Source organism: Butyrivibrio sp. AD3002 (assembly GCF_000420905.1).
Taxonomy (GTDB): Bacteria; Bacillota; Clostridia; order Lachnospirales; family Lachnospiraceae; genus Butyrivibrio.
Window position 1 is genome coordinate 36,223 of sequence record NZ_ATVV01000025.1, and the last position, 16,477, is coordinate 52,699.

The 16,477-nt window shown below is 45.5% G+C and carries 12 protein-coding genes and 1 tRNA gene; 12 read left to right on the forward strand and 1 reads right to left on the reverse strand.

Features of this window, described 5'->3' with window-relative positions:
• The first annotated feature begins 50 nt into the window (after window positions 1–50).
• The 6 genes from G596_RS24005 (at window position 51) to G596_RS0115685 (ending at window position 10,526) form a co-directional block, all read left to right on the forward strand.
• A complete protein-coding gene (locus G596_RS24005; RefSeq protein ID WP_022762772.1) occupies window positions 51–4,481 on the forward strand; it encodes a hybrid sensor histidine kinase/response regulator in 4,431 nt (1,476 codons plus the stop codon).
• Between the two features lie 3 nt (window positions 4,482–4,484).
• The gene (locus tag G596_RS22475; protein WP_022762773.1) at window positions 4,485–5,246 is read left to right on the forward strand and encodes a response regulator; all 762 of its coding nucleotides are present in this window, start codon (window positions 4,485–4,487) and stop codon (window positions 5,244–5,246) included.
• Between the two features lie 32 nt (window positions 5,247–5,278).
• Window positions 5,279–6,379, forward strand: a complete 1,101-nt coding sequence (mtnA, locus tag G596_RS0115670) for an S-methyl-5-thioribose-1-phosphate isomerase (protein WP_022762774.1) — start codon at window positions 5,279–5,281, stop codon at window positions 6,377–6,379.
• A 133-nt stretch (window positions 6,380–6,512) separates the two neighbouring features.
• Window positions 6,513–9,035, forward strand: a complete 2,523-nt coding sequence (locus tag G596_RS0115675; protein WP_022762775.1) for a DUF342 domain-containing protein — start codon at window positions 6,513–6,515, stop codon at window positions 9,033–9,035.
• A 2-nt stretch (window positions 9,036–9,037) separates the two neighbouring features.
• Window positions 9,038–10,180 (forward strand): HD domain-containing phosphohydrolase, encoded by a 1,143-nt coding sequence (locus tag G596_RS22480; RefSeq protein ID WP_022762776.1) that lies wholly within the window; start codon window positions 9,038–9,040, stop codon window positions 10,178–10,180.
• Window positions 10,181–10,283: 103 nt separating this feature from the next.
• Window positions 10,284–10,526 (forward strand): hypothetical protein, encoded by a 243-nt coding sequence (locus tag G596_RS0115685; RefSeq protein WP_022762777.1) that lies wholly within the window; start codon window positions 10,284–10,286, stop codon window positions 10,524–10,526.
• An 89-nt stretch (window positions 10,527–10,615) separates the two neighbouring features.
• Here the strand turns inward: G596_RS0115685 and G596_RS0115690 are convergent.
• A tRNA-Arg gene (locus G596_RS0115690) sits at window positions 10,616–10,689 on the reverse strand.
• Window positions 10,690–11,013: 324 nt separating this feature from the next.
• Between G596_RS0115690 and G596_RS0115695 the strand changes: the two genes are divergently transcribed.
• The 6 genes from G596_RS0115695 to G596_RS24010 form a co-directional block, all read left to right on the forward strand.
• Window positions 11,014–12,171: a THUMP domain-containing class I SAM-dependent RNA methyltransferase gene (locus G596_RS0115695; protein WP_022762778.1), complete on the forward strand. Its 1,158-nt coding sequence runs from the start codon at window positions 11,014–11,016 to the stop codon at window positions 12,169–12,171.
• Complete coding sequence (locus G596_RS0115700) at window positions 12,164–13,213, forward strand: N-acetylmuramoyl-L-alanine amidase (RefSeq protein ID WP_022762779.1); 1,050 nt, start codon at window positions 12,164–12,166, stop codon at window positions 13,211–13,213. Before G596_RS0115695 ends, G596_RS0115700 begins: the two co-directional genes overlap by 8 nt.
• A gap of 32 nt (window positions 13,214–13,245) precedes the next feature.
• Window positions 13,246–13,845: an RdgB/HAM1 family non-canonical purine NTP pyrophosphatase gene (rdgB, locus tag G596_RS0115705; protein ID WP_022762780.1), complete on the forward strand. Its 600-nt coding sequence runs from the start codon at window positions 13,246–13,248 to the stop codon at window positions 13,843–13,845.
• Window positions 13,846–13,870: 25 nt separating this feature from the next.
• Entirely contained in the window at window positions 13,871–14,362 is a 492-nt protein-coding gene (locus tag G596_RS0115710; RefSeq protein WP_022762781.1) for a metallophosphoesterase family protein, read from the forward strand.
• Window positions 14,363–14,802: 440 nt separating this feature from the next.
• The gene (locus tag G596_RS0115715; RefSeq protein WP_022762782.1) at window positions 14,803–15,330 is read left to right on the forward strand and encodes a nitroreductase; all 528 of its coding nucleotides are present in this window, start codon (window positions 14,803–14,805) and stop codon (window positions 15,328–15,330) included.
• Between the two features lie 209 nt (window positions 15,331–15,539).
• The coding region (locus G596_RS24010; RefSeq protein ID WP_022762783.1) for a hypothetical protein at window positions 15,540–16,477 on the forward strand (938 nt) is incomplete at its 3' end.

The following is a 16,477-nucleotide window of genomic DNA, read 5'->3' on the forward strand; positions in this document are numbered from 1 at the left end:
ATAGGGAAAAACAAAAGCCACGCAATTAATAAAATCTCAGGAAAAGCTGAATGGCTGAAAACAATAGAATAATAGGTAATAATAGAATAATAGGTAATAGCATGATACCGTTAAACAAATTAAGCAATACGTCGCAAAGAAAGCGGCAGATCCATCACAGAAAATCTGTCGCCTTGATACTTGCGGCGCTTTTTATTGCTCTGGGGGTTGGCTATATTTTGCAGGGGGTATCATCGGACTATAAATCCGGGGACATAGGGAATCATGCGATAACAGCTAAGATCAATAATACAATAGTAGCGAAGGCCAAAAGCGCAATAATGGCAGATAACGGCGGTAAAACATCAACTCAGGCGGCTGCCGGGTATAACAGGCAAAGAGACTATCTGGCTGAATATGCATCCATAAGCTATGACACCAGTAAAGGGCTTGTATCCAATGAGATAAATGCGCTGGCACAGTCTTCTGATGGATATATCTGGGTTGGGACGTATTCGGGACTGTACAGATATAACGGAATAAAATTCGAAGCTGCTGATATAGATGACAATATCTGCAACGTAATGGTCATGTACGTTGATTCGAAGAGAAGGCTATGGATAGGCACAAACGATACGGGGCTTGTGTGCTATAACCCTGAAACTGAGGAGAAGAGCAGGTTTACCTCTGAGGACGGACTGAGTGCTGATTCCATAAGATCAATATGTGAGGATGACAGCGGAAACATTTATGTCGGGACAGTTTCAAGCATAACAGTTATACATGAGGATATGACGCTGGAAAAACTGGATGATTTGACGGGTATCACCTCAGTAAGATCTATGAGTTATGTGACAGACGGCATCATTGCCGGAGTCACTAACGGTGGAACGCTGTTTTTCCTGAAAGGTAGTGACCTTCTTCAGGAACTGGAATTTGAGGAGACAGGCATTACCTATACGACAGTGGCCTGTACAGACGGAGATACACTCCATCTCGGAACCTCGGACAACATACTTCAGCGCTGCAGTTACAATGGCGGAAACATTGAGATAACAGGACAGGTCGAAACAGAAAACATAAATTACTACAACAAGCTTGTGCCGGAGCAGAATGGAACAGGCTGCTTTTTCTGCGCAGAGAACGGACTCGGTATCATTGATGAAAACGGTAATGTCACGAGACTTATGAAAAACGGCTTTGGAAGCTCTGTTTCAGACTGTATCTATGATTACCAGGGCAATGTGTGGTTTTCGTCAAATAAACAGGGAATGCTGGAGTTTTCCAAGAATCCCTTCTACAACGTCTTTGTGAAAGCCGGACTTGATGAAGCGGTCGTAAACAGCGTCCTCGTTGATCATGGAGAGATATACATCGGCATGGACAAGGGCCTTGCAATTCTTGATGAAGAGACTTGTACAGCGAAGGATTACGACTATATTAAGTACTTCGAAGGAGTCCGTATAAGGCATCAGATGGTCGACAGCAAGCATAATATATGGCTGTCAACTTATGGAAAGGACGGACTTATAAGAGTAAGCGCAGACGGAGAGGTTAAGTCTTTTAATGAGACGAGCGGAACGCTTGGCGGAAGATTCAGGTATTGCCTTGAACTGTCTAACGGAGAAGTTGTAGCAGCCAGCAATATGGGTATTAACTTCATAGACGGAGATGAGATAGTCTGTACTATCGGAGAAGAGGAGGGCATGGAATCCCCGCAGATGCTTACAATTGTGGAGGATAAGGACGGAAGCATACTCGCCGGTTCGGACGGCGAAGGAATATATATTATAAAGGATCACAAAATAATCGGCCATAAGGGTCCCGAGGAAGGCTTGGGAACACAGGTGGTCCTTCGCATCGTGCCCTATAATGACGGCTTCATCTATGTCACAAGTAATGCGATGTACTATGACGACAGAAGCACTATAAGAAAGCTGGATGCATTTCCCTATACCAACTGCTATGACGTTTATATCACGCCCGATAAGGTGGCCTGGATAAGCTCCAGCGCCGGAATTTTCATTGCTAAAGCAGATGACGTGATTGAAAACGAAGAATATACACTGGATTTGCTGGATTACTCCAGAGGTTTTAACACATCACTTACAGCTAATGCGTGGAACAGCATTACAGGTGAGGAGGGTGACCTTCTCCTATGCTGTACTGACGGTGTAAGAAAAGTCTCGACCACATCCTATGATGCCTTTGACAATGACTATCTCATTGATCTGGACAAGGTTACTGCAGACGACGAGCCGGTTATGCAAGGTGAGAACGGAGTCTATGAAATTCCTGCGGGCGCAAGGCGTATACAGTTTGAAATATCGATATTGAATTACCTGCTGTCGAATCCTCTCATCAAATTCTACCTTGATGGTGCAAAGGACGACGGTGTCAGCGTATATCAGGATGAACTGTCTTCTTTATCGTACACCAATTTGCCCTACGGAGATTATACGATGCACATTCAGGTGCTCGATAAGAATACAAGAAAAGTCCTGAGGGACGAAGTCTATCCTATATACAAAAAGGCTCATTTTACAGAGCTTCCGATATTCAGAATAGGTATGGTTGTCCTTGTAGCAGGCTCAGTCGGATTCCTGGTTTGGTGGTTCCTCAGATCGACAATTATCAGAAGACAGTACGAGGAAATTCGTGTTGCAAAAGAGGAGGCCGACAGGGCTAACAGCGCTAAATCACGTTTCCTTGCAAATATGTCGCATGAAATCAGAACGCCTATCAATACTATAATCGGTATGGATGAGATGATCCTTAGAGAGGATAAGAGCCTCTCCATGCCGCAGTACTCAGGACAGGTAACAGGTTATGCCGTATCGATAAAAAGGGCTTCAGAGACGCTTTTGTCACTTGTAAACGATATCCTTGACCTCTCCAAGATAGAGTCGGGGAAGATGAATCTTGTGGAGAAAAGTTATGACCTCTGGGAATTCCTGAGGACCATAACAACCATGATCCGAGTGAGGAGTAACGAAAAGGATCTTCTTTTTGAAACGGAAATAGATCCGGAGATACCGCGCTATCTCTACGGCGATGACGGCAAAATAAAACAGGTTCTCATGAACCTTCTGACAAACGCTGTCAAGTACACGAGGGAGGGATCCTTCAAACTGGTTCTTGAGCTTGTGAAGAAGGAAGGCGATACCTGTACCATAAATTACAGCGTATCCGACACCGGAATCGGAATAAGACCCGAGGATATGGACAAGCTGTTCTCAGCCTTTGAGAGACTTGAGGAGCAGAAAAACAGCGGCATCCAGGGAACCGGTCTGGGACTTGATATTTCCAGGCAGTTTGTTGAACTTATGGGAAATGAGCTTAAGTGTGAGAGTACCTATGGCGAGGGATCGAAGTTCTTCTTTACACTGGTACAGAAGGTGGAAAAGGATGAACCCATAGGTGAGTTCAAGGAAGATGAAACTGCTGCAGATGACGAGGAGAACTACGTTCCCGGCTTCATCGCACCTGACGCGAGAATCCTTGTTGTTGATGACAACGAGATGAATCTGCAGGTATTAAAGGGACTTCTTAAGGCAACAAAGCTTATGGTGGACACTGCGCTAAGCGGAAAGGAATGCCTTAAAAAGCTGGCAAAGGAGCACTATGAACTGGTACTTCTTGATCACATGATGCCTGAGATGGACGGAATCGAAACACTTAAAAGGATAAGGGAAGAAGGGTACGAGCTTCCTGTATTTGCGTTGACTGCAAATGCAGCTCACAGCGGCGAGCACTACTATGTAAAGAAGGGATTTAACGGATATCTTGAGAAGCCCGTGAATGTTAAAAAGCTTGAGGAAACACTTAAGAGCAACATCCCCGAGGAATTATTGCAGGAGCCGGATCCCACTGATTTTGCATCCGAAGAAAATTCCGGAGAGAACGAAAATCCCATGGAGGGCATGGAGTGGCTGTTTTCCGTAGGCGGAATTGATGTGGCGGAGGGAATTAAAAACTGCGGAAACGGCAAGGCTTTTCTTGATGCACTTCATACCTTCTATTTCACTGTGGAACAAAAGGCGGATGAGATTGAAAAGGCCTATGATGAAGGGGATTACGATTTTTACACCATAAAGGTACATGCCCTTAAGAGCTCCGCCAGAATTATCGGAGCGTCGAAATTGTCCGAACTTTCTGCTAAAATGGAAGAAGCAGGAAAGACCGGAAATATTGAAGAAATAAAAGAAAACACGACTTCGCTTCTTGAAATGTACAGAGAGTACAAAAACAGCCTTTCAAAGCTGTCCGAAAAAGAGGACAGTGAAGAGAAGGAGAAATGCGACGAAGCCACCATTGAAGAGGCCTATGGGGCACTTAAGGAATTCGCTCCGGTGATGGACTATGATTCCTTCGAAATGGTACTTCTCGACATGAAGGAGTATGATTGCGGAAGCGAAAACAATGAGAGATTCGAGCGGCTTTTCAGATTACTCAAGGAACTGAACTGGGATGAAATCACAAAGGTTTTGGAAGAGGTTTAAGCGATGAGTATGGGAAATCAGGAATTGATGCTTATAGGAATTAAGGAGACCTTCGTCATACGTGCTCTTGAGAATAAACTCAGGGAGGCAGGTATAGACTTCTTCTTTGTTACGCCCGATATCGATGTGGTGAGCAAAAAATGGGATAACGCATCAGCAATTGCATACTATCTTGATCAGTCTGAGAAGATTGAGAAATCGTTTCTTCACTATCTGAACGAGCACCTGACAGAGGATGATAAGCAGATTATTATCATCGGCGAAAAGGTAGACACCGATATCGCCAAGGGACAGCTGCCCAGTGGAATGATTCTGAAGACGTTCCTTCGGCCACTGGATGTTGAGGATTTCATCGAAACGGTTAAGAATCAGTTTTCGGAACTTCTGAATCCTTCGAAAAAAAGCATCATGGTAGTGGACGACGATGCCACCTACATAGGTCTGATCAGGGACTGGCTTCGTGAAAAATACACTGTATCCATGGCTGTGTCCGGGCTTCAGGCGATCAGGATTCTTGGAAGGACGCAGGTGGACCTCATACTTTTGGACTATGAGATGCCGATAACAAGCGGACCGCAGGTTCTTGAGATGCTCAGAAACGACCCCTCAACCAGGGATATTCCGGTTATTTTCCTTACGGGTAAAAGTGACAAGGAAAGTGTTATGAAGGTTGTAAACTTAAAGCCCGAAGGCTATCTTTTAAAGTCCATTAAGCGGGAAGAGCTTATGGCAGATCTGCAGAGATTCTTCGCTGAGAGAAAATAGCAGATAAAAAATGTAAGAGGAGATTTTTGGTAATGAAAAGTATTTTGGACTATGAGACAGTAGCGCTTGTCGATGAGGATGATGCGATCGAGATAATAAATCAGACGCTTCTTCCCGGAAAAACGGAGATGATAAGGCTGCGCACGGGGGAGGAAATCTGGAATGCGATTTATCTTCTTCAGGTTCGCGGCGCACCGGCTATCGGAGTAGCTGCGGGCTTTGGTCTTTATATCCTTATGAAACATTCGAAGGCAGAAACTTTTTCGGAGTTCATGACAGAACTCAAGGAAAAGAGCGACTACCTCAATTCTTCAAGACCCACAGCGGTGAACCTTTCCTGGGCACTTAAGCGCATGGAAGCACATGTGGTGAAAGTGGCAAAAGAGCGCAGAATGACAGAGGAAGACGGGGCAGGCTCTTTTGACAGGGACGCTCTTATAACAGAGATGAGAGAGGAATCCGAGCGCATTAAGGCGGAGGACATCGATGTTTGCAGAAGGATCGGAGAGAACGGCCTCACACTTATAAAGGACGGTTTTGGCCTTCTTACTCACTGCAACGCGGGACAGCTTGCGACCTGCAAGTACGGCACAGCCACAGCGCCTATGTATCTTGCTCATGAAAAGGGCATGAATATACGCGTTTACTGCGATGAGACAAGACCTCTCCTTCAGGGGGCAAGACTCACTGCATTTGAGCTGCAATCAGCCGGAATAGACACGACTCTTTTGTGCGATAACATGTCAGCATCTCTTATGAAAACCGGTGCGATAGACGCTATTTTCGTGGGGTGCGACAGAGTTGCCGCTAACGGAGATGCCGCCAATAAGATCGGAACCAGTGTGGTGGCGACTGTGGCAAAACGCTACGGAATCCCTTTTTACGTATGCGCGCCAACCTCAACAATTGACATAAACACGAATACCGGCGACGACATAAAAATCGAACAGAGAAAACCCGAAGAGGTTACCGAGATGTGGTATAAGGAGCGAATGGCTCCGGAGGGAGTGAAGGTTTATAATCCTGCTTTTGATGTTACGGATAACGAGCTTATAACAGGCATAGTTACTGAATTTGGAGTGCTTCGTGCGCCGTACGATGTTAGCATTGCTGAACTATTTGACAGAATGTAATTGTGTTTGAAGAGAACGGAAAAATAGTATTAAATATTCATAAATTCGTGCAATTTCATTGAGCGTTATTTTTTTCGGTGATAGAATATTTTTGGAAGAGTATATGCCGAAATAATACGCGAGGGCACTGATAATGGCTGTAATTACTGCCGATGAGGATAAAAGTTTATATCAGCCCGATTTAATAGCTAACGAGCTGTTACTCATAAAGAAACAGGGCGGAGATGTTGAAAAGTACAAGGAACAGAATTTCAACATTTATCAGCTTGCGGAAATCCGAAAGGGACTTTCCACCGGGGTTAATGTAGACACCTATGCCAAGCCTGATGTGCCCTGGAATGAGATGGAAGAGATACGGCTTGAGCTTCAGAGCGGAATAGATATGTCTTCTTATCGTGAGGCGGGCTTTGATATAATGCAGCTTGCCGAGATCAGAGAAGGGCTCTCGGAAAATCTTGATGTTTCCGAGTATGCAAGGCCGGAGTTTTTTTCAGACCAGATGAAACAGATCAGACTCGGACTTATGGCGGGTGTGCCTGTTATCTTCTATCAGGATGAGAGATTCAACTGGCTGCAGATGCAAGAGATCCGGATAGGTCTCGAGCACGGCACAGACATATCTCAGTATGCGCGAATAGATATGCCCTACATGAAAATGAGGGTGATAAGAGAGAGCCTCGAGGATGGCCTCGAGCTTGACGAGAGATTGATTCGCAATAAGGATGCATCCACATTGGAGCAGATCCACATTGCTTTTAAGGAGAAGATAGATATCTCCGAATATGTAAAAAGAAATTTTGATGCCGAGCAGCTGGAACAGATCAGAAAGGCAAAACAGGAAGGAATCGAGGATATTGACCGTTACTTCCTTTTTGGCATGCGCGGCGAATGTATGCATGAGGTCAGGAAAGGTCTGGAGCAGAACCTCGATGTTTCTATTTATGCCGACGAGAAATACGGCTGGAAGCAGATGCGAGAGCTTCGCCTCGGACTTGAACATCAGATTGATGTTACGCCCTATGCAAAGTCCCTTTATCGCGCAGATCAGATGTACGAGATAAGAAGGGGACTTGAGAACAATGTAGATGTAGATTTGTATAAGAGCATGGTTCATCCCGCGCAGGAGATGCGAATCATGCGTAAATGGCTTGAGGAGGGTAAAACTCTTCCCAGCAATTTGAGCAAGCTCTTTACGGGACAGCTCCAGGAAGAGCTGGAGAAGCCTGCGGATGAAGAGGTTAAGGCGTGGCAGTTCCTTCAGACTGAGGAAGGACGCCTTATCGATATTTCGGAAGATAAAATGAAGTGCTATTTTACTCTTCCTCTCGGAGCCAAGGGAACAACATATACTCTTGAGAAGGTGATTAAGCTGCTGTACAGCGCCCGTGTACGAAGGGGCGTCAGCAGGAAGGCCATCGAAGAGATGATACTGAATAAGAAGTTCGGCGTTAAGACTCTTGTGGCTCAGGGGAAATTACCTGTGAACGGGACTGACGGATACTATGAATTCCTTATGAATTTGAACGAGGACATTCAGCCGGATTTAAGCAGCGGAGACGTGGCGGATTTTTCCAGGGTAAAAGTGTTCCAGGAGGTCAAGCTCGGAGATAAGCTTGCAATCTATCATCCCGCAACTGTCGGTGAGGACGGCTTCGATGTCAACGGAAAATTGTTAAAGGCAAAGCCGGGAAAAGGAAAGCCGATACTAAAAGGACAGGGATTCATGATGCTGGCCGATAAGCAGACGTATGTGTCCTCGCTTGCGGGTGTCGGAAGAATCCTAAACGGTGAGATAAGGATTGATAAGGCTAAGACCTACGAATCACTTATCAATGTCAAAGATAAGATAGTCTACGACGGAACCATCTGGGTAAAAGGAGATGTAGACAATGTTTACATCCAGGCAAAAGGTGATGTTGTGGTGGACGGAAGCGTTTCGTGTTCCGATATACATGCCGGCGGCCGCGTGTTTGTCAAAAAAAGTATTGTCGGAAATGTAAACGACCGTGTTTCGATAACGGCCGGAGGCATGGTGGCAGCAGCTCATCTTGATACGGCAAACATCAAGTGCAAGGGTGATCTTATTTCCAACGACTGCCTGAACTGCGATGTATCAGCTGACGGAAAAGTCGTTATGCTTGGCGAAAAAGGACTTGTGAGCGGAGGTGTCGTTACCTCACTAAGGGGCGTTGAAACAGCGGTTCTTGGAAGCAAAACAGTTAAGGAAACAGTTGTAAGAACGGGCATTACGGAGGAACTTGATTACGAGTACCAAATGCTTCTTAAGAATGTCAGTCGTTTATATGCGGAGCTCAAAACGTATGAACAGCAGCGGGTAAAACTTCAGTCGTTTAATGATAATACCAATAAACAGGCGCTGCAGATAAAAATCAAGGTAAATGCGGAATCTGCAATAAAGGAAGCAGAACTTGAAACGCTTAACGAGAGAAAGAAAGATATAGAAAAAGAGATGGAATCGGTTAGGGATGCCAAAGTCATAGTCTCAAGACTTGTATTTAGCGGAACTACCGTGAAACTTGGCAACAGAGTACTGAGAGTTCATGAAATAGTAGAAACATCCAGGGGAATAACCTTTACAGGGAAAGATGGCGGACTGGTAATGCTTGACGGTGAGAAACCGATAGCAAGGAGCTAAAAGTGGCTGACAAGAGTATTCTAATTGTAGATGACACAGAAATAAATAGAGGTATCCTGGCTGAAATTTTCAAGGATAAGTATGATATTCTGGAGGCTGAAAACGGAAAGAAGGCTCTTGGAATTATTGCGCAGAAAAAGGACGAGATCGCCGCGATTCTGCTTGATATAGTTATGCCTGAAATGGATGGGTTCAGACTTTTGGAGGAACTATTCAAGCACAAGATTCCCGACAAGATTCCGGTTTTGATGATAACTGCAGACACTTCTGCAGAGACCGAGAGAAAGTGCTACCAGACAGGCGCTACCGACGTTATTCATAAACCCTTTGATTCATTTATAGTCCAACACAGGGTTAAGAGGGCTATCGAGCTCAATATGAACCGCAAGGTTCTTGAACAGAAGGTTAACGATCAGACCAAGGTTCTTAAAAAGCAGTACCTGGTTCTTAAAAAGCAGGAGGAACGCTTAAGGGAGACCAACAGCAGAATTATCGATACAATCTGTACGATAGTTGAGTTCCGTAATCTTGAATCCGGATATCACTTAAAGAGAATCAAGGGCTTTGTTCAGATTCTGGCAAATGTGGCGATGAGAAACTATCCCGAATTCGGACTTACACCGCACAAGATTGAGGTTATTACCAACGCCAGTGCCATGCACGACATCGGAAAGATCACCGTTCCCGATGCTATTTTGCTAAAGCCCGGACGTCTTACGCCCGATGAATTCGACATCATGAAGTCGCATACCACAAGAGGTTGCGAGATCGTTAAGATGCTGGCAGACCTGCAGGATAAGGAGTATCTTGAGGTCAGCTACGATATATGCAGACACCATCATGAAAAATACGATGGCAAGGGTTATCCCGACGGCTTAAAGGGAGAGGAAATCTCCATCGCAGCGCAGCTAACCTCCCTTGCGGATGTCTATGATGCGCTTGTAAGTGACCGTGTATATAAATCAGCTTATTCGCCCAGCAAGGCCTATGAGATGATCAAAAATGGTGAGAGCGGAATCTTCTCCACAAAGATGCTCGCCTGCTTCGATATTGCAAGACCCGAGATGGAGGCCATGGTTGCAAGAACCAAGGCAGAGGAGGAAGCAAATCTGGCCGCCGGTGGCGGAGGCTTGCTTAGCCAGTGATAGTACTGTACTATAATATAAGTCTATAAAGATAAAGTATGGGATGAATTTTAATTTATAAAAATTCATCCTTTTATTATATGAAAAAAGGCAACTTGAACAGATGGAAAAGAACCCGTATGAATCACTGATTTTAATACCGGCAACGCTGGTTATGAATTTGTTTGTTTTTAAGATAGCACCCTTAATGGATGTGTATCTGATCCCATGGGATCCCGATATGATAGGAACTCCATTTCCGGTTATTACTTTAGTGCTGATGATGGCAATGCCGATCTTCGACGTAATAATAGCTATCATCGCCGTGGTGATTATGGTAGTACGACTGATACGACAGAAAAAGTGACGCAGAGCGGAGATCGAACCCGTTAGAGTCCGCCGGACTCGAACAAAATAAGAGCCATAGCTAATTGCTATGGCTCTTATTTTAATCGACGTGTGTGAAAGGATTCGAACCCTCGACCTTCTGGTCCGTAGCCAGACGCTCTATCCAGCTGAGCTACACACACATGCCTGCACAACTTGTGCAGCAAAAATTATTATAACATCGAATAAGTAATTGTCAATACTGTTTTTAAATTTCTTTTCCCTATTTTCCAATCCCCGGATCTGAGACACAAAAAAATCCCCTATTAATGGGAGGAGACCGGCATGGGTGGGGACTCCATACCGGTCATTAAGAAAAGGAGATTGTCCTTTTTGTTCTGCAATAAGTATATCGACAAAAGTTCCCGGAACTTTATAGTGAAATAAAAAATTTTTTAAAACTACAAACTGTGATAAAATAAAACGGATTTAATTAGTCACCCGCAGATTATTATAAAAGGATAACTATGCAGAGATTTGATTTGATTGCGCCATGCCATTTCGGTCTGGAAGCGGTTTTGAAAAAAGAAATAATTAACCTTGGCTATGAGATACGCGAAGTTGCGGACGGAAGAGTGACCTTCATCGGTGACGCGGACGCCGTTGTCCGTGCGAATATCGGACTGAGGACGGCCGAGAGAGTACTCATCAAGGTCGGTTCTTTTCATGCGATTACCTTTGAGGAACTGTATCAGGGAACCAGAGCGCTTCCATGGGAGCAGTACATCCCGAAGGACGGCAAATTTTGGGTTAAGAAGGCCAGCAGTGTTAAAAGTAAGCTTTTTAGCCCGTCTGACATACAGTCCATTATGAAAAAAGCGATGGTTGACAGACTTTCCGATATCTACGGAATCATGCGTTTTGAGGAAAGCGGCGAGAGCTTTCCGGTAAGGGTTTTCCTTATGAAGGACGAGGTCACCGTGGCGCTTGATACGACAGGCGAGTCACTCCACAAGAGAGGCTACAGAAAGCTTGAGGCCAAGGCTCCGATTGCCGAGAACCTGGCGGCCGCTCTTTTGATGCTGACACCCTGGAAACCCGACAGGATACTTGTGGACCCCTTCTGCGGAAGCGGAACCTTCCCCATTGAGGCGGCGATGATCGCGGCGAATGTGGCACCCGGAATGCACAGACATTTTACAGCAGAGAAATGGACACATATCATTACTCCTCAGAACTGGAAGGATGTGCGCGAGGAGTGCGCCGATGAGATTCACTTTGGTGTGGATACCGATATTCAGGGCTATGACATCGATCCGGAGGTCATTGATATTGCCAGGATAAATGCCGAGAAGGCCGGCGTCGATAAAATGATACATTTTCAGGCGAGACCTGTCGCTGACTTAAGTCACAGGAAGAAATACGGCTTCATTATCACCAATCCTCCCTACGGCGAGAGAATCGGTGAACAGAAGGAGCTTCCTGCGCTTTACAAGACACTTGGCGAGAGATATAAGGCGCTGGATTCCTGGTCTATGTACCTTATAACCGCATATGACAAGGCGGAGCGCGATATCGGCAAAAAGGCCGACAAAAACCGTAAGATTTACAACGGTATGATAAAGACCTATTTTTACCAATACATGGGACCTAAACCTCCCAGAAGGAATATAAGTAATGATTGAAAACAGACTACGGAAAACCGCGATCATGACCGGTATATTTGTGGTGCTGTCGCTCGGAGTCATGTTCTTTAGAGCTGCCACCAAGGATGTCATAATCGCTGAAGCGGGTGAGGAGGTTGTAACAAAAATCGAAGATGCCCGTGAATATGAATTGAAAATTCAGGCTCCCACGACTTCTAAAGGAAACGGAAGCCTGGTGATACCGCTTGAGAGCGGGGTATCTTCAGACAGCATCACCTTTGAGGAGAGGCACGGACTTCACCAGTTTGTGCTCTATGTAAAGGGCAAAGACCCTGAATTTTATGCGAAAAACGGTGTGGTGACAGACCTCATCTGCATCCAGAAGGCTACCTTCAGCCCTCTTGGAGATAGCGGTCTTGTGTGCCTTAAATTCTGGCTTGACGGCCTATATGAGAATTCCACTTCGCTCGGAGACGGTGAGATCGTGGTGAATTTTAACGCACCTTCTGATGACTATGAAAATGTTGTAGTAATCGATCCTGTGGATGAGCTCGGGCTTAAGATGATCCCTTATATTAAGAACGCTTTTCAGGGAGATGAGAGCGTGAAGCTGTATTTTACCACGCTTGATGACACCGAGGTTGGAGCGGAGGCGCTTGCATCACTTATAAATGATTCCGGTGCGGATTTCTATGTGCAGCTTGGAATCGACGAGACAGTCGAGAGCGACGCAGGTGTAAGGACTTATTTCAACGACAGATTTTTCATAAGAGGCTTCGGAAATGTGGAACTCGCCGACAAGCTTGAGATGAGCGTTGCGGAGAACTCAGGTAACAAGGCTCTCGGGCTATCTTCTTCCTATAAGGAGAATGAAAAGCTGACCACTTCAAAGATTCCGTCTGCCTTTGTGACAATCGGCAATCTCAACAACAGAGTCGATCATGACAAGCTTTCCAAGGACAGCTATATAGAAAAGTGCGCTAAGGGCGTTGCAGAGGGAATTCGCAATGCTTTTGAGGCGGTAAATCCCACAGATTCCTCATCTGAGGATGATGCGCTGCAGGGAATTATAAACGGCTAATCGATACAATTTATTTGTAATGGAGATATATTATGAAAATAATTTTTGCTACCGGTAATGAAAATAAGATGAGAGAAATCAGAGAGATTCTGGGCGGAGTTGCATCCGAGATCAATTCCATGAAGGATGAGGGAATCGACCTTGATATAGTTGAGGACGGCACCACTTTTGAGGAAAACTCCATGATCAAGGCAAGAGCTGTCGCTGATTACTGCAAAGAGAAGGGGATGACCGATTTTTGCATCATGGCTGATGACTCAGGACTTGAGATTGATTACCTGGACAAGGCGCCCGGCATATATTCCGCCAGATTCCTTGGACATGACACACCATATTCCGAGAAGAACAAGCAGATCCTCGAGAAACTTAAAGGCGTTCCAGATGAAAAGCGCACTGCCAGATTCGTATGTGCCATAGGAGCAGTTCGTTCAAACGGCGAGGAGCTTGTAGTCAGGGCTACAATGGAAGGAATAATCGGCCATGAGATTGCAGGTGAAAACGGCTTTGGCTATGATCCGATCTTCTTCCTGCCCGAATACGGCAAGACTTCCGCAGAGATTAGCCCTGAGGAGAAGAACGCAATAAGCCACAGAGGCAAAGCGCTCAGAATGATGGCTGAGAAGCTTAAGTAATCACTTAGTAAGGTAATATTTTTGTATGCATAAAATTTTGGTTGTTAGTGACACACATAGAAAAGATGAGAATTTTTATAAGGCTGTAGAGGCGGAAAGCCCTGTCAGCCTTATCATTCATTGCGGCGACACGGAGGGAAGTGAAACGCAGATGCAGCAGCTTGCAGGCGCTCCCATGCGGATTGTGAGAGGCAATAACGACTTCTTTTGTAGTCTTCCCGATGAGCAGGTTTTTGAAGTTTGGCCGCACACATTTTTCCTTACTCACGGACACAGATATCTTGTGAATATGGGCAGCGATGAGATCATGCGCGAGGCATTCTCAAGAGGCGCCGATGTCGTGATCTACGGCCACACCCACAAGCCTGTGGCGGCGGAGATAGACGGCATGTACGTGTTTAACCCCGGAAGCCTCTCCTACCCCAGACAGGAGGGCAGAAAACCTTCATATCTCGTGCTTACTATTGATAATGAAGGCGAGCTGACTTATGAGATTAAGTATTTGGATGTGCTGTAAGGGATGATTTTGAAGATATTGACCGGAGTAGAAGATCAATTGTTTGGTAGATATTGAACTGGTTTGAGGAATTATTACTTGTTGTATGTTGGCTGATATTATTTTTGTTGAATTGGAGGCGTCTGACGTTTGTCGGGCTCCTTTTTAGTCTTTTAAGGATAGAGGAGCTTGGCTGGTTTGAGTTTGTGGCTCAGTCTGATGAAAATAATTTAGTTTGTGCCTAGCTTGATGAAAATACTTTGGTTTGTGTCTAGCTTGATGAAATGGTGGACGAAAAGTCATAATGTTTGACGTAATATCTATAAAGAAAATAAACTATTTTACGAGCATTATTTTGCGTAAAAGCACACAAAACAAAAATGTCTATAAAGGTATGCGAATATATATCAAGGAAAAGCACATATCTTTAGGCCATATAAAAGGATTCAGGAGGTATGATCATGAACGAAACACTGAAGGTTTTGGAGACAAGGCGTAGCTGCAGAAAATTCAAGCCGGACATGGTTGAGAAAGAAGAGCTTGATGCCATCATTAAAGCGGGAACTTATGCGGCAACAGGGATGGGCAAGCAGAGTCCTATCATCATCGCAGTTACCGGGAAGGAGCTGCGCGATGCGGTTTCAGAGGAAAACAGGAAAATCGGTGGATGGGATGAAGGGTTTGATCCTTTTTACGGGGCACCGGCTATTCTGATAGTTCTTGCAGATAAAAGTGTTCCCACGCATGTGTACGATGGCTCACTCGTTATGGGGAACCTTATGAATGCCGCAGAGAGCCTTGGGGTTGCCAGCATTTGGATTCACAGAGCGAAGGAAGAGTTTGAGTCAGAGTTTGGAAAAAATCTTCTGAGTAAGCTTGGAATTAGTGGTGATTATGAAGGAATCGGCCACTGCGCACTTGGATATGCGGCTGAGCCTCCTAAGGATGCAGCTCCGAGAAAAGAGAACTATGTTTATTATGCTGAATAAATGATGCTTGATGAGGAGAGTACCGGCAAGGTGCTCTCTTTTTTTATTTTATAGAAAATCGCAAGTGAATATTAATTTTAAAATGAGAAACTTTTTTGTAACAAAATGTTTAGTCTTTTTATAAGAAGTTAATTTCTCATTTTGACAAATATAAAAGATAATATATATGTAGGATTGTACGTAGTTCTCTTTTAAAAAGGAGATTAATTATGGCAAATACAAAAGCAGCGGCACCTGAAACAGCACCAGCACCGGCACCGGAAAAGAAGCCAAGAGCAACCAGAAAGAAAGCGGCTCCCGCAGCAGCAGCTCCAGAAGCAGTAGAAGCACTTGAAGCTCCGACAGCTCCTGAGGCGGCAACAGTTCCGGAAGCAGTAGCAGCACCTGAAGCAGCGGCAGCGCCTGAAGTTGTAGAAGCTCCTGCGCCAGCACCGGCTCCGGAAGTTGCACCTGAGGCAGTGGTTCCTGAAGCAGCACCAGCTCCGGAAGTTGCGGCACCACCTGAGGCAGCACCGGTTCCTGAGGTTGAAGTTGCACCTGAGGCAGCGGTTCCTGAAGCAGCGCCAGCTCCAGAGGCTGTAGCTACTCCTGAAGTAGCGGCTCCTGCGCCTGAGGCTCCTGCTGAGGAGGCGGATAAAAACCTCGAGAAAATTGCATTTGCAGAAGAGGTTGCTGCTTTTGAAGCGCAGGAAGCAGCAAAGGCGGAAGCTGAGGCAGCTGCGGCGGCAATGGCAGCAGACGCTGCGGCACCAGTGGTAGAGGAAGCACCTGCAGCAGAAGCGGCGCCTGCACCTGAAATCGAGATACCTGCAGTTGAGGTAGAGATACCTGTGGTTGAAGAAGCACCCGCACCTGAGATAGAGATCCCTGCGGTAGAAGAGACACCTGCGGCTGAGGTAGAGATACCTGCAGTAGAAGAAGTGCCTGCAGCAGAGGTGGAGATTCCTGCAGTAGAAGAAGCACCTGCAACAGAGGTAGAGATACCTGTGGTTGAAGAAGCACCCGCACCTGAGATAGAGATTCCTGCAATGGAAGCAGCACCTGCAGTAGAAGCGGAGATTCCTGTGGTTGAAGAAGCACCTGCAGCAGAAGTTGAGATACCTGCAGTTGAGGAAGCACCAGCACCTGAGATTGAGATACCTGCAGT